The organism is Thermaurantiacus tibetensis (assembly GCF_015354055.1).
In the GTDB taxonomy this organism is placed as follows: Bacteria; Pseudomonadota; Alphaproteobacteria; order Sphingomonadales; family Sphingomonadaceae; genus Thermaurantiacus; species Thermaurantiacus tibetensis.
In genome coordinates this window covers 205,527-223,791 of record NZ_JACHTM010000004.1, presented here as the reverse complement: position 1 = coordinate 223,791, position 18,265 = coordinate 205,527, and the positions used below count along the sequence as shown (strand labels likewise).

Annotated in this window: 21 protein-coding genes; 6 read left to right on the top strand and 15 right to left on the bottom strand. The window is 72.8% G+C overall.

Annotation, left to right across the window (positions count from 1 at the left end):
• The first annotated feature begins 54 nt into the window (after nt 1–54).
• Nucleotides 55–294: a type II toxin-antitoxin system Phd/YefM family antitoxin gene (locus tag H3H34_RS11585; protein WP_194745441.1), complete on the top strand. Its 240-nt coding sequence runs from the start codon at nt 55–57 to the stop codon at nt 292–294.
• 10 nt (nt 295–304) lie between these two features.
• Nucleotides 305–718: a type II toxin-antitoxin system VapC family toxin gene (locus H3H34_RS11580; protein ID WP_194745440.1), complete on the top strand. Its 414-nt coding sequence runs from the start codon at nt 305–307 to the stop codon at nt 716–718.
• Between the two features lie 313 nt (nt 719–1,031).
• Here the strand turns inward: H3H34_RS11580 and H3H34_RS11575 are convergent, their stop codons facing one another.
• The 10 genes from H3H34_RS11575 to H3H34_RS11530 form a co-directional block, all read right to left on the bottom strand.
• Complete coding sequence (locus tag H3H34_RS11575) at nt 1,032–2,375, bottom strand: flavin-containing monooxygenase (RefSeq protein WP_194745439.1); 1,344 nt, start codon at nt 2,373–2,375, stop codon at nt 1,032–1,034.
• Nucleotides 2,376–2,379: 4 nt separating this feature from the next.
• On the bottom strand, nt 2,380–3,219 hold the full coding sequence (locus H3H34_RS11570) for an N-formylglutamate amidohydrolase (RefSeq protein ID WP_194745438.1): 840 nt from the start codon (nt 3,217–3,219) through the stop codon (nt 2,380–2,382).
• Nucleotides 3,216–4,400, bottom strand: a complete 1,185-nt coding sequence (locus H3H34_RS11565) for an FAD-binding domain-containing protein (RefSeq protein ID WP_194745437.1) — start codon at nt 4,398–4,400, stop codon at nt 3,216–3,218. Before H3H34_RS11565 ends, H3H34_RS11570 begins: the two co-directional genes overlap by 4 nt.
• Before the next feature lie 178 nt (nt 4,401–4,578).
• Nucleotides 4,579–4,986: a HesB/IscA family protein gene (locus tag H3H34_RS11560; RefSeq protein ID WP_194745436.1), complete on the bottom strand. Its 408-nt coding sequence runs from the start codon at nt 4,984–4,986 to the stop codon at nt 4,579–4,581.
• Complete coding sequence (locus tag H3H34_RS11555) at nt 4,986–5,510, bottom strand: SUF system Fe-S cluster assembly protein (protein WP_194745435.1); 525 nt, start codon at nt 5,508–5,510, stop codon at nt 4,986–4,988. Before H3H34_RS11555 ends, H3H34_RS11560 begins: the two co-directional genes overlap by 1 nt.
• Nucleotides 5,507–6,736, bottom strand: coding sequence for an aminotransferase class V-fold PLP-dependent enzyme (locus H3H34_RS11550; RefSeq protein WP_194745434.1), 1,230 nt, complete (start codon nt 6,734–6,736; stop codon nt 5,507–5,509). Before H3H34_RS11550 ends, H3H34_RS11555 begins: the two co-directional genes overlap by 4 nt.
• Nucleotides 6,733–7,836, bottom strand: a complete 1,104-nt coding sequence (locus tag H3H34_RS11545; RefSeq protein ID WP_194745433.1) for a SufD family Fe-S cluster assembly protein — start codon at nt 7,834–7,836, stop codon at nt 6,733–6,735. Before H3H34_RS11545 ends, H3H34_RS11550 begins: the two co-directional genes overlap by 4 nt.
• Nucleotides 7,826–8,566, bottom strand: coding sequence for a Fe-S cluster assembly ATPase SufC (sufC, locus tag H3H34_RS11540; RefSeq protein WP_194745564.1), 741 nt, complete (start codon nt 8,564–8,566; stop codon nt 7,826–7,828). Before sufC ends, H3H34_RS11545 begins: the two co-directional genes overlap by 11 nt.
• Nucleotides 8,566–10,059 (bottom strand): Fe-S cluster assembly protein SufB, encoded by a 1,494-nt coding sequence (gene sufB / locus H3H34_RS11535; RefSeq protein WP_194745432.1) that lies wholly within the window; start codon nt 10,057–10,059, stop codon nt 8,566–8,568. The genes sufC and sufB overlap by 1 nt, the downstream gene beginning before the upstream one ends.
• Nucleotides 10,056–10,478, bottom strand: coding sequence for an SUF system Fe-S cluster assembly regulator (locus H3H34_RS11530; RefSeq protein WP_328831957.1), 423 nt, complete (start codon nt 10,476–10,478; stop codon nt 10,056–10,058). Before H3H34_RS11530 ends, sufB begins: the two co-directional genes overlap by 4 nt.
• A 267-nt stretch (nt 10,479–10,745) precedes the next feature.
• On the opposite strand from H3H34_RS11530, the gene H3H34_RS11525 reads away from it, so the two are divergent.
• Nucleotides 10,746–11,735, top strand: a complete 990-nt coding sequence (locus tag H3H34_RS11525) for a cation diffusion facilitator family transporter (protein ID WP_194745431.1) — start codon at nt 10,746–10,748, stop codon at nt 11,733–11,735.
• On the opposite strand, the gene H3H34_RS14035 is transcribed toward H3H34_RS11525, so the two are convergent.
• The 3 genes from H3H34_RS14035 to H3H34_RS11510 form a co-directional block, all read right to left on the bottom strand.
• Nucleotides 11,716–12,492, bottom strand: a complete 777-nt coding sequence (locus tag H3H34_RS14035) for a cold-shock protein (RefSeq protein WP_194745430.1) — start codon at nt 12,490–12,492, stop codon at nt 11,716–11,718. The two genes, H3H34_RS11525 and H3H34_RS14035, sit on opposite strands and share 20 nt — an antisense overlap.
• A gap of 299 nt (nt 12,493–12,791) precedes the next feature.
• Nucleotides 12,792–13,196, bottom strand: a complete 405-nt coding sequence (locus H3H34_RS11515) for a hypothetical protein (protein WP_194745429.1) — start codon at nt 13,194–13,196, stop codon at nt 12,792–12,794.
• A 61-nt stretch (nt 13,197–13,257) separates the two neighbouring features.
• Nucleotides 13,258–13,626, bottom strand: coding sequence for a DUF1244 domain-containing protein (locus H3H34_RS11510; RefSeq protein WP_194745428.1), 369 nt, complete (start codon nt 13,624–13,626; stop codon nt 13,258–13,260).
• A gap of 99 nt (nt 13,627–13,725) precedes the next feature.
• Between H3H34_RS11510 and pyk the strand changes: the two genes are divergently transcribed.
• Nucleotides 13,726–15,180 carry a pyruvate kinase gene (gene pyk, locus H3H34_RS11505; RefSeq protein ID WP_194745427.1) on the top strand — a complete coding sequence of 485 codons (1,455 nt, stop codon included), beginning with the start codon at nt 13,726–13,728 and terminating at the stop codon, nt 15,178–15,180.
• 54 nt (nt 15,181–15,234) lie between these two features.
• Here pyk and radC read toward each other — a convergent pair whose 3' ends face one another.
• Both radC and map read right to left on the bottom strand, forming a co-directional pair.
• Nucleotides 15,235–16,107 carry a RadC family protein gene (radC, locus tag H3H34_RS11500; RefSeq protein ID WP_328831952.1) on the bottom strand — a complete coding sequence of 291 codons (873 nt, stop codon included), beginning with the start codon at nt 16,105–16,107 and terminating at the stop codon, nt 15,235–15,237.
• Between the two features lie 5 nt (nt 16,108–16,112).
• On the bottom strand, nt 16,113–16,928 hold the full coding sequence (map, locus tag H3H34_RS13375; protein WP_408033959.1) for a type I methionyl aminopeptidase: 816 nt from the start codon (nt 16,926–16,928) through the stop codon (nt 16,113–16,115).
• Between the two features lie 30 nt (nt 16,929–16,958).
• On the opposite strand from map, the gene H3H34_RS11495 reads away from it, so the two are divergent.
• The gene (locus H3H34_RS11495) at nt 16,959–17,801 is read left to right on the top strand and encodes a competence/damage-inducible protein A (RefSeq protein WP_194745425.1); all 843 of its coding nucleotides are present in this window, start codon (nt 16,959–16,961) and stop codon (nt 17,799–17,801) included.
• A complete protein-coding gene (locus tag H3H34_RS13730; protein WP_194745424.1) occupies nt 17,798–18,253 on the top strand; it encodes a hypothetical protein in 456 nt (151 codons plus the stop codon). The genes H3H34_RS11495 and H3H34_RS13730 overlap by 4 nt, the downstream gene beginning before the upstream one ends.
• Nucleotides 18,254–18,265 lie beyond the last annotated feature (12 nt).

The following is an 18,265-nucleotide window of genomic DNA, read 5'->3' as shown; positions in this document are numbered from 1 at the left end:
AGCGGCCCCGGACCCCGGCTTGAACCGGTCTGGAAACTGGTCTATTCGGGAGTGGTGGCTGACATCTCCGCCTATGACGCCAAGACCCACTGGTCCCGCCTGCTCGCCCGCGCGCGCGCCGGCGAGAGCGTCACCATCACCCACCGCGGCCGCCCCGTCGCCCGCCTTGTCCCCGCCCCGGCGCCCGATGCGGGCACGGCCGCGCTCCGGCGCCTGCGCAAGCGTGCCGCGCGCCTGAAGACCGGCCTTGGACCCGCCGACCTCCGCGCCCTGATCGACGACGGGCGCCGGTAACGGGTCCACCATGGCCCTCGTGGTGGATGCCTCGTACATCCTCGCCGTCGCGCTCGCCGAAGACGGCGCCCCCGGTCTCGACGCCTTCGAGGCCCGCCTTGCCCGGGAGGGCGCGCATGTCCCCGCCCTGTGGCGCTACGAGGTTGCCAATGGCCTCCTCGCCGCCGCCCGACGCGGGCGCATCGCGGCCGCGCTTCCTCCCCTCATTCTCGCCGATGTCGCTGCCCTCCCGATCCACGACGACCAGCGCGGCGCCGGCGCGATCGGCGCAACGCTCGCGCTCGCCACCCTCCACGGCCTCACGGTCTATGACGCCGCCTATCTCGAATGCGCCCGCCACCACGGCGCGACGCTCGCCACCCTCGATGCGGCCCTCGCCCAAGCCGCCCGCGCCGAGGGCCTCGACGTGATCGGCACTCCCTGACCTGCGACCCCGGGGCGACCGGATGCGGGACGGAGAGACGCACGGAGGAGAAGGAAGGGTCTCCGGCGGGCAGGGGCGTGACGCCCCTGCACCCCCCGAAGTTTCCTTCCGGAGCGCGGCGGCGAGGTCCGCGCAGCTTGAAGCGCCGCAGGCCCTTCATCCCTCTGATACAGCGACCGGAATCAGGCATCCCGCGCGCGTCAATGCCCGCGGCGCCTCGGTTTGCGCTGCCTTCGGTGCGGCGCGAACGCTGAGTCCGATGGGGGGTCCGGGGCCTCAGGCCCCGGCCGCCGGAGGCCTCTGTCTCCCGTTGCTAGGCCGCGACGCGGGCGCGCTTCGCGCCGCGGGCGAGTTCGGCCTTGAGATCGTGGCAGTAGGTGTCGAAGTCGACCTGGATGGTGTGGCGGGGGCTTGCGTAATAGTGGCCGCGGTGGGTGGCCTCGTCGGCGGCGATGATGCGGTCCATCTCGGCAGGGGAGGGGAGGGCGTAGCGGCCGCTCATGAAGGCGGCGAGCAGCTTCGCCTGCTGCTCGGCGAAGTTGACCAGCGTGGGGAGCGGCTGGGCGAGGCCCATGAACCAGAGCCCATGGAGGCGCGGGTCGCTCTGCACCATCCGCTTGAAGAGGGGGAGGTGGTTGTTCCGGACGGGCGCGTCCTCGGGCGAGAGGAAGGGGAAGGAGAGCCGGTAGCCGGTCGCGTGGATGAGGATGTCGACCCGCTCGCGGCTGCCGTCGGCGAAGACGAGCTGGTCCCCCTCCTTCGCGGTGACGATCGGTTTCACCTCGATGTCGCCGTTGCCGCAGCGCAGCAGGAACTCGGACGAGACGGTGGGGTGGGCCTCGAGCGGGGCGTGGTCGGGCTCGGGGAGGCCGTAGTCCGACATGCGGCCGACAGCGCGGCGGATGGCGGCGGCGCCGAGGCGACGCTTCAGCCAGCCCGGCATCCAGGGCGGGGCGGGAGTCTTGTCCATGGGCCTGCCGTGGAGATATTTCGGCAGCACCCACACACCCCGCCGGGCCGAGACGATGAGGCGGGTTTCGAGCGACCGCTGGCCGAGCTCGGAGGCGATGTCGACCGCGGTGTTGCCAAGGCCAATGACGACGATGGTCTTCCCCCGGCAGTCGATGGGCTCGAAGGGCGAGCGGTAGTGGCGGGCGTGGAACTCGTGGCCGGAGAAGGTGCCGGGGATCTCGGGTACGTTCGGATCCCAGTGGTGGCCATTGGCGACGATGACATGGCTGTAGGGCCCATGGGTGGCGCTGCCCCCGGGCCCCTCGACCTCGGCGAACCAGTCCGCACCCTCCTGCCACACCCGGCGGACCTCGTGGCGGAAGCGCACCAGGGGGCGGAGGCCGAAGTGGTCGACATAGGCCTCGAAATAGGCGGCAATCAGGCTGTGGTGGGGAAAATCCGGCCAGTCGGCCGGGCAGGGGAAGTCCTCGAACTGGAGGCGCCACTTGGAGGTGTCGATGTGGAGGCTCTGGTAGGCGGCGGAGCGGCCGTTGGGGTTGCCATAGGCCCAGTTGCCGCCGATGCGGTCCGACATCTCGAACCAGTCGAAGGATAGCCTCTCGTCCTTGAGGCGCTTGGCGGTGGTGAAGCCGGAGCAGCCGGCGCCGATGAGGAGGGCGTGGGGCGGGCGAGGGGCGTGAGGCACGGGGCTATTCCGCAGCGAGGGGGAGGGCAGGGGAGAGGGGGGAGAGGGTGGCGACGAGCTCGGCCACCACGTCGGCGAGGAGCGCCGCAAGCGGGGCGAAGCCGGCGTGGGGTTCGAGCGTCTCGGGGTTCATGTAGAGGCTGCGGCAGAGCTCGACCTGGATGGCATGGAGGCCCTCGGCAGGCCGGGCATGCCGTTCGAGCGTGTGGCCCCCGGCATAGGGGTGGTTGCGGGCGGTTGCGAGCCCGCGGGCGCGGAACGCCGCCTCGAGCGCATCGACGAGGGCAGGCGCGGCGCTGGTGCCGTGGCGGTCGCCGAGGACAACGTGCGGCCCGCCCGGGCTCACGGGCGGCATGGAGTGCATGTCAAGGAGGAGGGCGATGCCGTGGCGCGCCCGGGCCGCTGCGAGCCCCCCGGCGAGGGCCGCGTGCCACGGGCGGTGGAGCGTGGCGATGCGGGCGACGGCCTCGGCGCGCGGCAGCGGCCGGGCGAGCACCGGCTGGCCGGGGCCGGCGAGCTTCGGGAAGAGGCCGAAGCCGGCCCGCGTGCGCTCGGGAAGCGGGCGGTCGGCGGCCATGCCTTCCACCGTCTCGGGGTCGATGTCGGTCTCGGCGCGGTTCAAGTCGATGACGGCGCGGGCGTGGGTGGCCTCGATGAGGGGCGCGTGGGCGCTGGCCGCGCTGAGAAGCCGGCCGACGTGCGCATCCTCGAGCCTGCGCAGCGCCGACGGCGGCGCGCAGGTGCGCGCAAGCGCGGCGCGCGGCACGTGGGTGCCCGAGTGGGGCGAGGCGAGCAGCAGGGGCGAACACCCGTCGAGCGGGGCGGAGCAGCGGAACGGCCTCACCCGACGAGCTCCGGGATGACCTGGCGGAAGGCGAAGAAGCCGCGGCCGGCGTGCGGGAAGGCGCGGGCATCCCAGGCGCGGCGGAGGGGGACGAGGCGGACGCCATCGCCGGCAAGGGTGGCGGCGAGGCGGGCGAGGCGGGAGGCGACCGGGTCGACGGGCGCGAAGGGGGTGAGGATCTGGGCGAGGCGGTGGCGGGCGGCAAAGCCGCGCATCGCCTCCTCGAGCGCCGCTTCCGGCAGGCGCTCGGGTTCGAGCCCGAAGTGCGCGGCGGCGCGGGCCACGCCATCCTCGAGCGCGGCGTTGGCGTGAGCGCGCTTGAGTTCCGCCGGGTCGCCGCCGATTGCGTCGACGGCAGCAAGGGCCACGGGGTGCGCCGGGAGGGGGAGGGTTTCGGGGCTCAAGTCCTCGGTGTGGAGGAAGACGCCGGTGCGGGCCTCCGGGTCGGCCGCGGGCAGGGGGGCGAGCGGCACGAGGGGGGCGGGCGGCTCGGGCGGGGGCGGCGGCGCGGCGGTTGCCAGCGGGGCATCGACCCGGAAGCGGCCGAGCGAGGTCTTCCGGATGATCTCGGGCCGGGCGAGGTAGGTCTTGCCCGCGGTCTGGAGGCCGGCGACCCAGCGCCAGGACAGGGTGTTGGAGGCGGGGCAGGCGTCGAGCAGGTGGCGGAAGAAGTGGGCGGCGCCGAGCTGCCAGGGGAGACGCAGGGTGAAGATCCAGATGCTGGCGAAGTTCATGCGCGCGTGGTTGTGGAGGTAGCCGGTCTCGACGAGCTCGTGCGCCCAGGCATCGAAGCAGTCGATGCCCGTGCGGCCCGAAACGGCCTCCGCGAAGCGGGCGGCAAGCGACGCGTCGCGGCCGAGGGCCGAGTCGAGCCGGGCGAGGTCATCGCGGTAGCGCTGCCACAGCGCGGGCCGGGTTTCGAGATGGCCGCGCCAGTAGCTGCGCCAGCACACCTCGGCGACGAATTTCTCCGCTGCGGCGAGGCCATGGGCGGCAACGGCGGCCTTCGCGACCTCCTCCTCGGTGACGAGGCGGCGGCGGATGGCGGGCGAGAGCCCGGAGACGTCGGTGCGCCGGCCCGGCCCCTCGTCGAGGTTGCGCCGTTCGGCGTAGGCGCGGCCGGCGCGGGGCAGGAAGGCCTCGAGCCTTGCGAGTGCGGCGGCGCGGGTCGCGGGGAACATGGCTTCCGGCTAGCGGCTTGGCGTGCGCACGGCCAGCGCGACGCGTGCGCGCGGCGCGAACGGGACATGCTCCTTGTCCCTCGCTCGACCGGCCCCCGCGTCTGACCGGCTGCCCCCTCGGCCCCTCCCCCTCGGCCCCGATCGCTGCCGGCTGCCCGCCACCCGGCCGTGCCAGGGCTCAGACGGTGAAGCTCTCGCCGCAGCCGCAGCTGCCCTTGGAATTGGGGTTCTGGAAGACGAATCCCGCCGAGAAGTCGTCTTCCTTCCAGTCCATGACGCTGCCGATGAGGTAGAGGAGCGAGGCGCCGTCGACGAAGAGCGTGCCCGCCGGAGTCTCGATGGCTTCGTCGCCCGGCTTCGCCTCGGTCGCATAGTCGAGCGCGTAAGACAGGCCCGAGCAGCCGCGCCGCGGGGTCGAGAGGCGGACTCCGGCGACCGGGTGCGGTGCGGTGGCGATGAGGTGGGCGATCCGCGCCTCGGCGGCAGGCGTGAGGGTGAGCGGCGCCGGGCGCGGTCGGGCGGCGCGCCGGGTCGCAGGGGCCTCGGCGGCAGGCGCCGCCGGGGCGGGGACGGAAGGCGAGTCCATCAGAGCATCCCCAGTTCGAGCCGGGCTTCGTCCGACATGGAGGCCGGGTTCCACGGCGGATCCCAGACCAGGTTGACGTCGCAGCTGGCCACGCCGGGGACGGCGAGCACGCGCAGCTCCACCTCGCCCGGCATCGATTCGGCCACGGGGCAGTGCGGGGTGGTCAGCGTCATGGTGATGGTGACATGGCCGTCGACGATCTCGACTCCGTAGATGAGGCCAAGGTCATAGATGTTGACCGGGATCTCGGGGTCATAGATGTCGCGCAGCGCCTGGATCACCGCCTCGCGCAGCGGGTCTTCGCCGGCGGGCGGGTTGGGGGATGCCCCAAGGAAGCCCTCGAGGAAGTCGCGCGGGCGCCCGGCATCCGGGGCCCCGGTGGCGGACGGGGCAGGGGCGGCGGACGCGGGGCTCGCGGGGCTGGGGGGCGCGGGCGGGGCGCCGAGCGGCGGTGCCTTCGGCGGCGGCGGCACCTGGTCCACGATCTCGACCTCGAAGCGGCGGATGGGCTGGTCGTGGGTCATCCGAAGATCCTCTGCACGCGTTTCACGCCTTCGGCGAGGCGGCCGATGTCGGCAGGCGTGGTGTGGGCCGAGACGCTGGCCCGGGCGGTGGCCGGGACGCCAAGGTGGCGCATGAGCGGCTGGGCGCAGTGATGGCCGGCGCGGATCGCAACCCCGCTCTCGTCAAGGATGGTCGCAACGTCGTGGGGATGGACCTCGCCGACCGCGAAGGAGAGGATGCCCGCCGACCGGGCCGGGCCAAGCACGCGCACGCCGAGCGCCTCGAGCTCGGCGCGGGCCATGGCGGTGAGCGCGGCCTCGTGCGCCTCGATCGCGGCGATGCCCACCTCCTCCACCCAGCGGATGGCGGCGGCAAGGCCGATGGCGCCGACGATGTGCGGCGTGCCCGCCTCGAAGCGGAGCGGCGGCGAGGCATAGGTGACGCGCTCGAAGCGCACCTCCTCGATCATCGCGCCGCCGCCCTGCCACGGCGGCATCGCGGCGAGCAGATGGCCCCGCGCCCAGAGCACGCCGATGCCGGTCGGCCCATAGAGCTTGTGGCCGGAGAAGGCGTAGAAGTCGCAGCCGAGCGCCGCCATGTCGAGCGCCATGCGGGGTGCAGCCTGGCAGCCGTCGACCAGGAGCTTCGCGCCCGCGGCGTGGGCAGCCGCGGCGATGCGGGGAACGTCGGCCACGCTTCCCAGCACGTTCGAGACATGGGCGATGGCGACCAGCTTCGTCCGCGGGCCGATGCGCGCGACGAGCGCGGCCTCGTCGATCCGGCCATCCTCGGTCAGGGGCGCGACATCGATTTCGGCGCCGACCCGGTCGGCGAGCATCCGCCAGGGAACGATGTTGGAGTGATGCTCGAGGAGGGAGAGGAGGATGCGGTCGCCCGGGCCGACGTTGGCGGCGCCCCAGCTCTGCGCCACGAGATTGATCGCCTCGGTCGCGCCGCGCACGAAGATGATTTCGTCAGGCCTGGCGCCGATGAAGCGGGCAACCGTCTCGCGCGCTGCCTCATAGGCTTCGGTCATGCGGGCCGAGCGGGCGTAGACCCCGCGGTGGACGGTTGCATAGTCTTCCGCGTAGGCGCGGGTGATCGCCTCGATGACGGCGCGCGGCTTCTGGGCGGTTGCGGCGGCGTCGAGATAGGCCCAGTCGGAGGGCACGGCCGGGAATTCGCCCCGCAGGTCGAGGAGGCGCGGGGTCGGCGCGTGGGCAGCAGCGAGCGGCAGCGCGGTCATGCCCGGCCTCCGGCGTGGCGGGCGAGCCAGGCCCGCGCCTCGGCATCGAGCGCGTCCTGAAGCGCGCCCTCGGGCAGGCCGGCGAGCGCGTCGGCGACGAAGGCGAGGGTCAACAGCGCCTCGGCCTCGGCGGGGGGCACGCCGCGGGTTCCGAGGTAGAAGAGCGCGGCGCGGTCGAGCTCGCCCACGGTGCAGCCATGGGCGCAGGCCACGTCGTCGGCGAAGATCTCGAGCTCGGGCTTAAGGTTGACGGCGGCCGTGCGGCGCAGGAGGAGCGCCTTCAGCGACTGTTCGGCATCGGTCTTCTGGGCGTGGCGGGCAACTGCCACGCCGCCGGCGATCGAGGCCTGGGCCGTGCCGCCGGCCACCAGCCGCCAGCGCTGGCGGCTCGAGGTGTCGGGGACGCGGTGGTCGAGCCGGGTCAGGGCGTCAAGCACGGCCGCGCCGTCGGCAAGCAGAATGCCATCCACCTCGGCGTGGGCGCCGGCGCCCTCGAGGAGCACCTCGACTTCGGCGCGCAGCGACGCTGCGCCAAGACCGAGGGTCAGGTGGACGAAGCGGCTTGCCTCTCTCATGCGGACGGCAGCGCGGTCGGAGACGAGACCGTGGCCCGACAGGGTGCGCGAGACCCGGACGAGTTCGGCGCCCGGCCCAAGCTCGGCGTCGAGGCGGTGGTTGAGCCAGTGGTCCTGGCCCTCGTCGGCGAAGCTCTCGACGAGGGTGAGGCGGGCACCCGCCCCGAGGATGACGCGGGTGATGCCGTGGGCGGCGCCGCCGCGGCCCACGTGGAGGAGCTGGACGAGGCCGGCGTCCGCGCCGGCCGGGATCTCGAGGGTGGCGCCTGCGGTTGCGCGCGCGGCAGCAAGGTCGGCAAGGGGGTGGCGTGGCAGCGTGCGGTCGGGCGTGGGCGCCTGCGCTGCCGCGCCGACCGGCTGGCCGGCGACGAAGAGCTGGCGGGGGCCGGCAAGGTCGAGCCAGAGATGGTCGGTCTCGGGAAGCGCGTCGTTGGCCGGTGCAGGGGTCTCGAGGAAGGCCTCGGCGTGGCGCAGGTCGGCCCAGCGCCACGCTTCGTCGCGGCGGGTGGGGAGCTCAGGCCGCATGCCGCTCGTAGCCCTCGGATTCGAGGCGGAGCGCAAGCTCGGGCCCGCCCGATTCGACGATTCGGCCGTCCATCAGGACATGGACGTGGGTGGGCCGCACGTGGTCGAGCAGGCGCTGATAGTGGGTGATGAGGAGGACGGCGCGCTCGGGTCCCATGAAGCGGTTGATTCCGCCGGCCACCACCTTCAGCGCATCGATGTCGAGGCCGGAGTCGCTCTCGTCGAGGATGGCAAGGCGCGGTTCCAGCATGGCGAGCTGAAAGGCCTCGTTCCGCTTCTTCTCGCCGCCGGAGAAGCCGACGTTCACGCCGCGCTTCAGCATCTCCATGTCGAGCCCGAGCGCGGCCGCCTCGGTACGGACGCGCTTCATGAAGTCGGCGCCCGAGATCTCGGGCTCGCCGCGCTCCTTCCGCTGCGCGTTGATGGCGGTGCGCAGGAAGAGGAGGTTGGAGACGCCGGGGATCTCGACCGGATACTGGTGGCCGAGGAAGAGGCCGGCGGCGGCGCGCTCGTGCGGGGCCATGGACAGCAGGTCGGTGCCGTCGAAGGTGACCGAGCCTGCCGTCACCTCGTAGCCCTCGCGGCCGGCGAGCACGTAGGCGAGCGTCGACTTGCCGGCGCCGTTGGGGCCCATGATGGCGTGGACCTCGCCGGCCCGGACCGAGAGGTCGAGCCCTTTCAGAATCTCGCGGCCGTCGACCGAGGCGTGCAGGTTCCTGATTTCGAGCATCATCCGACCGATCCTTCGAGGCTGATGCCGAGGAGCTTCTGCGCCTCGACGGCGAACTCCATGGGGAGCGTCTGGAGGACCTCGCGGCAGAAGCCGTTGACGATGAGGGCGACCGCTTCCTCCTCGGGAAGGCCGCGGCTCATCGCGTAGAACTTCTGGTCCTCGGAGATCTTGCTGGTGGTCGCCTCGTGCTCGACCTGGGCCGAGGGGTTCCTGACCTCGATGTAGGGGATGGTGTGGGCGCCGCAGCGGTCGCCCAGCAGAAGCGAGTCGCACTGGGTGAAGTTGCGCGCGCCTGTCGCCGACGGGCCGATGCGCACGAGCCCGCGGTAGCTGTTGTTCGAGCGGCCGGCCGAGATGCCCTTGGAGATGATCCGCGACCGGGTGCGCGCGCCCAGGTGGATCATCTTGGTGCCGGTGTCGGCCTGCTGGAAGTTGTTGGTGACGGCAACCGAGTAGAATTCGCCGACCGACTCCTCACCCATCAGCACGCAGGACGGATATTTCCAGGTGATGGCCGAACCGGTCTCGACCTGGGTCCAGGAGACCTTGGAGCGCGCGCCGCGGCAGAGCGCGCGCTTTGTGACGAAGTTGTAGATGCCGCCCTTCCCCTCGCGGTCGCCGGGATACCAGTTCTGGACGGTGGAATATTTGATCTCGGCGTCGGTCTCGGCAATGAGCTCGACGACGGCGGCATGGAGCTGGTTCTCGTCGCGCATGGGGGCGGTGCAGCCCTCGAGGTAGGAGACGTAAGAGCCCTCCTCGGCGACGATGAGGGTCCGCTCGAACTGGCCCGTGTTCTCGGCGTTGATGCGGAAATAGGTGGACAGCTCCATCGGGCAGCGCACGCCCTTCGGCACGAGGACGAAGGTGCCATCGGAGAAGACCGCGCTGTTGAGGCAGGCGAAATAGTTGTCGCGAACGGGAACCACCGAGCCGAGATGCCGGCGGACGAGCTCCGGATGCTCGCGGATGGCCTCGGAGATGGAGAGGAAGATGACGCCCACCTTCTTCAGCTCCTCGCGGAAGGTGGTGGCAACCGAGACCGAGTCGAACACGGCATCGACCGCGACGCGGCGCGCGCCCTCGACACCGGCGAGCACCTTCTGCTCCTCGAGCGGGATGCCGAGCTTCTCGTAGGTGCGGCGGATCTCGGGGTCGAGCTCGTCCAGGGACTTAAGCGCCGGCTTCGTCTTGGGCGCCGCGTAATAGTAGGCGTCCTGGTAGTCGATGGGGGGGATGGAGAGCTTCGCCCACTGCGGCGGCTCCATCTGCTGCCAGAGGCGGAAGGCCCTGAGGCGCCACTCCAGCATCCACTCCGGCTCGCCCTTCTTCGCCGAGATGAAGCGCACCGTCTCCTCCGAGAGGCCCTTGGGCGCGAACTCCTGCTCGACGTCGGAGGTGAAGCCCCACCTGTAGGTGGAGAGCGCCTCGACTGCGGCCGCGGCCTCGGGGTTGCGGACCTCCTCGCGCAGTGTCTCGGGAAGGCTCATGCCGGCACCTCCTCGCCGACTCCGGCAAGCGTCGCCAGGCTTACCTTCGAGAGCGCGTCGCGCACGGCGCGGTTGACCGGCTCCCAGTGGAGGCGGACGGCGCAGTGGCTCAAGAGCTCGCAGGATTCGCGGTTGTCGGTGCAGCAGTGGGTGAGCGCGATGGGCCCGTCGATGGCTTCCACGATGTCGGCAAGGCTGATCTCGGCGGCCGGGCGGGCGAGCGCGAAGCCGCCGGCGACTCCGCGGTGGGAGACGAGAAGGCCGGCGCGGGCGAGATGGTTCATGAGCTTGGCAACCGTGGGGACGGGGATGGCGGTCAGCCCCGAGACCTGGCTTGCCGCAACCAGCGCGCCCTCGGCGCGGGCGGCCGCGGTCATGATGACCACGCCATAGTCGGCGAAATTGGACAATCTCAGCATGACCGCTCGCCTGCCTTCCGGTTTTCGTCCGACGCCGGGCCACAGGCCTCGCCCACGGCCGCGACCTGGCCCCGCGACCCGGACCGGCGCTGACCCGCCAACCCCGGCCCGCTCGACCTCGCCCGCGGATCCCGCCCCCTCAGAGGCCCAGGCCCAGCCTGCCGCCCAGCGTCGGAAATCCGACTTTCGAGCTCAAGATTAGACGGTGGGCGGCGGAGGTCAAGATGGCGGTTGCACGGTCCGGGCCCGGCGCGGCAGGCTCGGACCATGGCAGCGCACCCGCACGGCCCCCATGCCCATCATCACGAAGGGCCGGTGGGTGCCGGCCGCTATGCGGTCGCGATCCTCCTCAACGTCGGGATCGTCGTGGTGCAGGTGGGGGTGGGCCTCGCGATCGGCTCGTCGGCCCTGCTTGCCGATGCCGGCCACAACGCCGGCGACGTGGCCGGGCTCCTGCTTGCCGGGCTTGCGGCCTGGGCCGCGGCGCGGCCGGCTGGCGCCCGCCGCACCTACGGGTGGGGCAAGGCCGGGGTGCTGGCAGCGCTTGCCAATGCCGTGCTGCTGCTGCTCGCCTGCGGCCTTCTGGCAGTCGAGGCGGTGGGCAAGCTCCTGGCCGCCGCGCCCGCGCCTCCGGGCGGGCCGGTGATGGCAGCGGCAGCGGCGGCGGTCGTGGTCAACGTCGGCTCGGCGCTGGTGCTGCGCGGCAGTGCCGCCGACATCAACCGCCGGGCGGCCGTGGTGCACCTGCTGGCCGATGCCGGGGTCTCGGCCGCGGTGCTGGTGGCCGGCGGCGTCATTCTCCTGACCGGGGCCTGGTGGGTCGACCCGGCGGTGACGCTCGCGATCCTTGGCGTCATCCTCTGGTCGGCGGTGGGCCTTTTCCGCCGGTCGCTCGACCTCGCGCTCGATGCCGTGCCTGCCCACGTGGACGTGGAGGCGGTGCGGGCGTGGCTTGCCGCGCGGCCCGGCGTGGTGGCGGTGCATGACGTGCACGTCTGGCCCATGAGCGCGACCGAGACGGCGGCGACCGCGCATCTCGTGGTGCCGGGCGGAGGGGATGACGCGCTGCTCGCCGACGCGCTCGCCGGGCTCGCGCGCGAGTTCGGCATCGGGCATGCGACGCTCCAGGTGGAGCGGAGCGGGCTGCCTGGCGAACCCTGCGTGGCCGGCTCGGCGGCCTGCGACCAGCCGCCGGCGCCGGGCGGAAGCGCGCCCGGCGCGGGTCAGGCCGGCGGGATCAGCCGAGCGAAAGGTTGACTGCGGCCTGCTTGCCGTTGCGGTCGGTCTCGAGCTCGAAGCTGACCCGCTGGTTGGGCTCGAGGCTGGCGAGGCCGGCGCGCTCGACGGCGGAGATGTGGACGAAGGCGTCGGCGCCGCCGTCATCTCGGGCGATGAAGCCGAACCCCTTGGTTCCGTTGAAGAACTTGACCGTGCCGTCGTAGCGGACGCCGTCCGTCACCGGGTCGGGCCGGGGGCCGCGCGGCCGGCCGAACCCGCCGCGGTCGAACCCGCGTTCGCCGCCCCGCTCGCCGACGGCAGGGCGCGGCGGGCGGGGCCCGCGGTCCTGCACCTCGAGGATGTCGCCGGTGAGCTCGATGTCGCTGGCCGAGATGCGGCCGTTGCGCTCGACGAGGTTGAACTTGAGCGTCTGGTCCTCGGCGATGTTGTCGCGGCCGATGCGCTCGAGGGCGGAGATGTGGAGGAACACGTCCTCGCCGCCGTCGTCGCGGACGATGAAGCCGAACCCCTTCTCGCGGTTGAAGAACTTGACCTTGCCCGAGGCTTCGCCGACGATCTGCGGCGGGGTGCGCGGGCCGCCGAACCGCCCTCCGCCGGGGCCGCCGAACCTGACGCCGCCTGGGCCGCCGAAGCGCCCGCCGCCGAAGCCGCCCCGGTCCTCGAACCCGCCGAAGCCGCCCGGGCCGCCGAAGCCGCCACCGAAATCGTCCCAGTCGCCCTTGCGCCGGTCACCGCCGCGTCCGCGACCGCCACGCCTCTTGTCGTCGTAACTCATCTCACTCTCTCTCGTGTGCGACCGGACCTGGTCGCGGCTTCACCACCGACGGCGCGACCCTCTCGGCTCCGCGCTGCCCGACGGCCCGGCGGAATGCCCCGCCGTGCCGCCGGGAGGCGGGAAGCGCGTGGCTGACCGGGGGGAGGGCAGGGTCCGGGCACTCGACAGCTGCAGTCGCCGATTGTTCAAAGACCGAGTCCGTGCCTTGCTCCTGAGCCGTTCCATACACGAAACGGCGCCCGGGGGCGAGCGGATTCTGGCCGCGCCGGAGGAGGGCCGGGACGGAGGGGCGCAGGCGGCTAGTCGCGGGGCCGGGGGCGTGCGGCCCAGGCCGGGAGTTCGGCGCCCGCATGCCATTCCGAGAGCGAAATGCCGCGCCCGTCCATGGCGTGGCGGGCGGCGCGGGCGGCTTCGGCTGCAGCGGCGAGATCCTGGTCGCGGCGGGCGAGGAAGACGACGAGCGCGGCGCCAGCCGCGGCGATCCCGGCCAGCAGCCGATCGGGAAGCTCGGTGAAGAGAAGGGGTGCGGCAGCGACTCCGGCCGTGAGCAGCAGGGCGTCTGCCAGCGCGCGCTGGCGCAGCCGCCGGCGGGACCGGGCAAGCGCGCGCACGCGCGGAGAGATGGGCGGCTCCCCGCCCTCGGCCGCGAGCTGGAGCAGCTCGGCAGGCGATTCGGCGACGAGACGTTCCGCTTCCATCCGCATGGCGCACCTCCACCCACATTCACGGCGGGGAGAGGGCGGGGTTTAGGCGGCGCGGCGGGGGTCAGCGCGCGGCGGCGCGGCGCCGCCGCGTCTCGGCCTCGCTCGCCTCCATCCGGGCGATCTGCTCGGGCGTGGCGGCGGGCTGGCGTGCCTTCCACGCGGCGTAGGGCTCGCCGTAGACGTGGAGGCGGGCGGCCTCGCGGTCGAGCGGAAGGCCGGCCTCGGCCGCCGCCTCGGCAAGCCAGTCGGCAAGGCAGTTCCGGCAGAAGCCGGCGTGGCCCATGAGGTCGATGTTGGCGACGTCGTCCCTGAGGCGCAGGTGGGCAAGCAGGCGGCGGAAGGCGGCGGCCTCGAGCCGGTCGCGCGTCGCCGGGTCGGCGAGGACGGCGGGTTCCGCGGCGGCGGGTTCAGGAGTGGCGGGGTCTGGCATCGGCACCTCCCATGCGCGGCGCCGAGGGCTGGCGTTCGCGCGTGCCGGCGATATGGGGGCGGCGCCGGCCCCGGCAAGCGCCGACCCAGCGGAGGGACCATGGAGCATCGACCGCCGCGCAAGCGCAACGTGAAGGTGCTGGCGACGCTCGGGCCGGCGTCGGCCACGCGCGAGCGGATCCGCGCGCTGTTCGACGCCGGGGCGGATGCCTTCCGGGTGAACATGAGCCACGGGACGGCAGACGAGCGGGCGGCGCTCATCGGCACGGTGCGCGCGCTCGAGGCCGAGACCGGCCGGCCGATGACCATCCTGGCCGACCTCCAGGGCCCGAAGATCCGCATCGGCCGGTTTGCCGGCGGGCCGGTCCGGCTGCGCGCCGGGCAGCGCTTCCGCCTCGACCTCGACCCGGCGCCGGGCGATGACGAGCGGGTGGAGCTGCCGCATGCCGAGATTCTGGCGGCGCTCCGGCCCGGGCACCGGCTGCTGCTCGACGACGGCCGGGTGGTCTTGAAGGTGCTGGCGGTGGGCGAATCGCACGCGGTGGCCGAGGTGGTGACCGGCGGGCTGCTTTCCGACCGCAAGGGCCTGAACCTCCCTGACACGGTGGTGCCGACCGCGGCGCTGACGCCGAAGGACCGGGAGGATCTCGCGCGCGCGCTCGAGCTCGGCGTCGACTGGGTGGCACTCTCGTTCGTCCAGCGGGCCGACGATGTCGCCGAGGCCAGGAAGCTCATCGGCGGGCGGGCGGCGCTCATGGCCAAGATCGAGAAGCCGCAGGCGCTGGCCGCCATCGAGGAGATCGTCGAGCTTGCCGATGCCATCATGGTGGCGCGCGGGGACCTCGGGGTGGAACTCCCGCCCGAGCTGGTGCCAGGGGCCCAGAAGCGGCTGGTGGCCGTGGCGCGGCGGGCGGGCAAGCCCGTGGTGGTGGCAACCCAGATGCTGGAGTCGATGGTCTCGGCGCCGGCGCCGACCCGGGCCGAGGTCTCGGACGTGGCCAATGCCATCTACGACGGGGTGGACGCGGTGATGCTCTCGGCCGAGAGCGCGGCCGGCCAGTATCCGGTGGAGGCGGTGGCGATGATGGATGCCATTGCCCGCGAGGTGGAGCGGGACCCGGCCTGGCGCCAGCAGATGAGCTTCGCCGCCGCCGAGCCCGAGCCGACGACGGCCGATGCGATCGGCGCGGCGGCGCGGACGATCCAGGAGGTGATCAGCGCCCGGGCGCTGGTCTGCTTCACACGTTCGGGCTCGACGCCGCGGCGGGTGGCGCGCGAGCGGATCCCGGCGCCCATCCTGGTGCTCACGCCGATGCGCGAGACGGCGCGGCGGCTCGGCCTCGTCTGGGGTGTGCACGCGGTGACGACGCGCGACGTCTCGGGCTTCGAGGAGATGGTGGAGAAGTCGAAGCGGATGGCGCTTCGGCACCGGGTGGCCGAGGGCGGGGACCGGCTGGTGCTGATGGCTGGCGTGCCGTTCGGGGTGCCGGGGAGCACCAATGTCATCCACGTGGCGCGCCTTGCGGGCGACGAGCTCAGCCGGCGGCGGGGCTGAGGCGGGCCGGGCGGGCCGCGGCAGAAAGGGGGGCAGGAGCGGGGCGGGGCGCTCTCAGGCGGCGAGCAGGCCTAGGGCGCGGAAGCTCGCGTGGCCCTCGCGGCCGATGACGAGATGGTCGTGGACGGTGATGTCGTGGAGGGCGGCGGCAGCGACCACCTGGCGGGTGAGGGCCACGTCGTCGCGCGAGGGGGTCGGGTCTCCCGAGGGGTGGTTGTGGACGAGGATGAGGGCAGACGCGCCGAGCTCGAGCGCGCGCTTCACGATCTCGCGGGGATAGGCGGGGGAGTGGTTGACCGTGCCTTCCCAGAGCAGCTCGTCGCGCAGGAGGCGGTTCTTGGTGTTGAGGAAGAGCACGCGGAACTGCTCGGCAACCAGCCCGGCCTTGTCGAGGTGGAGATAGTCGAGGACGATGTCCATCGACGAGAGCACCGGCCCGCGCAGCGCCTGGCGGCGCAGCGCCCGCACGGAAATGGCGTGGATGGTCTTGATGGCGCCGATGGCGGCATCGCCGAGACCGGTCTCGGGGTTGAGGCCCTTCACCCCCTCGAGGCCGCGGGTGCGGGCGCGCAGCTCCGCCGGCGAGGCGGCGAGCACGGCCGGAAGATCGCCGAACTCGCGCAGCAGCGCCTTCGCAAGCGGCTTGGTGTCGGCCTGGGCGAAGGCGAGGAAGAGGGCGGATTCGAGCAGCTCATAGTCGTGGAGCGCCTCTGGGCCCACGGCAAGCAGCCGGGCGCGCAGGCGCTTGCGGTGGCCCTTGGCGTCGTTCGCCGGGTCGTGCCGGCGCCGCGCTGGCGGGGCGGACGGGGTTGCGGGGGAGCCGGCGGGGGAGCCGGTGGGGCCGGGGGGAGGCGCTGCCGGGGGCGTGTCCCACAGGCCCGGAAGGCCGGCCTCAAGGTCCGACGCGCCGGGCCGCCGGCCGGGCACGCGGCTCAGACCGGGTAGGGCGGCCGGTCGAGGCCGGCTGGCGAGAGCGTGAAGACCTCCACGCCATCCTCCGTGATTCCGACCGAATGCTCGAACTGGGCGGAAAGCGACCGGTCGCGCGTGACGGCCGTCCACCCGTCTTCGAGGATCTTCGACTCGGGCCGGCCGAGGTTCAGCATCGGCTCGATGGTGAAGAACATGCCGGGCACGAGCTCCGGCCCCGTTCCCGGGCGGCCGGCGTGGACGACATTGGGAGCCATGTGGAACCGCCGGCCGAGGCCGTGGCCGCAGAAGTCGCGCACAACCGAGCAGCGGTTCTTCTCGGCATGGGTCTGGATGGCGTGGCCGATGTCGCCGAGGCGGGCGCCCGGGCGGGCGGCTTCGATACCGCGCCAGAGGCACTCGAAGGTGAGGTCGACGAGCCGGCGCGCCTTCAAGGGCGGCGTGCCGACATAGTACATGCGGCTGGTGTCCCCGTGCCAGCCGTCGACCACGACGGTCACGTCGATGTTGACGATGTCGCCCTCGCGCAGCGGGCGTTCGGAAGGGATGCCGTGGCAGATGACATGGTTGACCGACGTGCAGAGCGAATGGCTGTAGCCCCGGTAGAAGATGGTGGCGGGCACCGCGCCGCGCGCCAGGATGAACTCGTAGGCGAGCGCGTCGAGCGCGAGTGTGGAAACGCCGGGCTGGACATGGGGGACCAGCATGTCGAGCACCTCGGCCGCCAGCCTGCCGGCCTTGCGCATGCCGGCGAACCCCTCGGCATCATGGATGACGATGGTGCGCTCGTCGAGATCGGCCCCGGTCACCCCGTGGATTTAGGCCCTGGCCGCTGGTAGGGCAATGGCATGGGCGCGGGCGGCGACGACGTGGGCGGCGAGGACGGGGGCGGCGAGGACGGGGGCGGCCGACTTCCGGCGGGCGCGGGCAGCGGGGCGACGACGGACGAGCGGGTGTGGACCGCCGCCCTCGTCGTCATCGGCGACGAGATCCTCTCGGGCCGCACGCAGGATGCGAACCTCGCCTACCTCGCACGCTGGCTCAACATCCAGGGCATCCGCCTGAAGGAAGCCCGGGTGGTGCCCGACGAGATGGCGGCAATCGGCGAGGCGGTGACCGCCTGCCTTGCCGCCCACGACTATGTGTTCACGACCGGCGGGATCGGCCCGACGCACGACGACATCACGGTCGATGCGATCGCGGCCGCCCTTGGCCTGCCGGTCGTGATGCACCCGGAGGCCGAAGCGGCGCTCCGGGCCTATTACGGCGACCGGATCACCGAGGCGCGCCTCAGGATGGCGCGGGTGCCGCAAGGCGCCGAGCTCATCCCCAACCCCGAGACGGGCGCGCCCGGCATCCGGCTCGGCCGGCTCTTCATCCTCGCAGGCGTGCCCAAGATCACCCAGGGGATGCTGCGCGGCCTCGATGGCAAGCTTGCCGGGGGCCGGCCGGTGCTCTCGGCAGCGGTCGGCGCATGGACGGCCGAGAGCCGGGTTGCAGGCCTCCTCGCCGAGGTGCAGCGGGGTTTTGACACGGTGCAGATCGGCTCCTATCCCTTCTGGCGCGAGGGGCGGACGGGGGCGAACTTCGTGCTTCGCTCGGTCGACCCGCATGCGCTGCGCGAGGCGGTCGACCGGCTGATGGAAGCGCTCCGGGCCGATGGGCTCGAACCAGTGGAGGGGGAGATTTGAACAACCTGCGCTGGTTCCTGCTGCTGCTGCTGGCCGTCGGGCTCGTGCTGTTCGCGGTTGCCAACTGGCACTTCTCGGTCATGAACGATGCGGGCTTCCTCTCGCCGGCCAACCGCATCCTGACGAACGCCGAGAAGGTGGGCGTGACGGTCTGGCCCGACACCACCGTCTATGTCCGCCTGCCTGTCCTCATCCTTCTCATCCTCGCCCTCGTCTATGTGCCGATGTCGCTCTTCATCCGCGGCCAGCGCCTCCTCCTGAAGCGGCAGATCGCGAAGCTCGAGAAGGAGGTGGAAAGCCTCTCCGCCCGGCTCGAGCAGGCGCGGGTCGAGCTGCTGCGGCCGCCGGCCGCGCCACCCGCGCCCGCCTCCGGGCCTCGTGCACCGCCCGCCGCGCCCGAGGCGATCCCGCCGCAGGCCATTCCCCAGGCGCCGCCGCCGCCGGGCACCTGAGCCGCCCCGCAC

Bases quoted from the DNA above. Each gene is read 5' to 3' on its own strand.
- H3H34_RS11580 (WP_194745440.1), top strand. From the start codon at position 305: ATGGCCCTCGTGGTGGATGCCTCGTACATCCTCGCCGTCGCGCTCGCC.
- H3H34_RS11565 (WP_194745437.1), bottom strand. From the start codon at position 4,400: ATGTTCCCCGCGACCCGCGCCGCCGCACTCGCAAGGCTCGAGGCCTTC.
- H3H34_RS11560 (WP_194745436.1), bottom strand. From the start codon at position 4,986: ATGGACTCGCCTTCCGTCCCCGCCCCGGCGGCGCCTGCCGCCGAGGCC.
- H3H34_RS11555 (WP_194745435.1), bottom strand. From the start codon at position 5,510: ATGACCCACGACCAGCCCATCCGCCGCTTCGAGGTCGAGATCGTGGAC.
- H3H34_RS11550 (WP_194745434.1), bottom strand. From the start codon at position 6,736: ATGACCGCGCTGCCGCTCGCTGCTGCCCACGCGCCGACCCCGCGCCTC.
- H3H34_RS11545 (WP_194745433.1), bottom strand. From the start codon at position 7,836: ATGCGGCCTGAGCTCCCCACCCGCCGCGACGAAGCGTGGCGCTGGGCC.
- sufC (WP_194745564.1), bottom strand. From the start codon at position 8,566: ATGCTCGAAATCAGGAACCTGCACGCCTCGGTCGACGGCCGCGAGATT.
- sufB (WP_194745432.1), bottom strand. From the start codon at position 10,059: ATGAGCCTTCCCGAGACACTGCGCGAGGAGGTCCGCAACCCCGAGGCC.
- H3H34_RS11530 (WP_328831957.1), bottom strand. From the start codon at position 10,478: ATGCTGAGATTGTCCAATTTCGCCGACTATGGCGTGGTCATCATGACC.
- H3H34_RS11525 (WP_194745431.1), top strand. From the start codon at position 10,746: ATGGCAGCGCACCCGCACGGCCCCCATGCCCATCATCACGAAGGGCCG.
- H3H34_RS14035 (WP_194745430.1), bottom strand. From the start codon at position 12,492: ATGAGTTACGACGACAAGAGGCGTGGCGGTCGCGGACGCGGCGGTGAC.
- H3H34_RS11515 (WP_194745429.1), bottom strand. From the start codon at position 13,196: ATGCGGATGGAAGCGGAACGTCTCGTCGCCGAATCGCCTGCCGAGCTG.
- H3H34_RS11510 (WP_194745428.1), bottom strand. From the start codon at position 13,626: ATGCCAGACCCCGCCACTCCTGAACCCGCCGCCGCGGAACCCGCCGTC.
- pyk (WP_194745427.1), top strand. From the start codon at position 13,726: ATGGAGCATCGACCGCCGCGCAAGCGCAACGTGAAGGTGCTGGCGACG.
- H3H34_RS11495 (WP_194745425.1), top strand. From the start codon at position 16,959: ATGGGCGCGGGCGGCGACGACGTGGGCGGCGAGGACGGGGGCGGCGAG.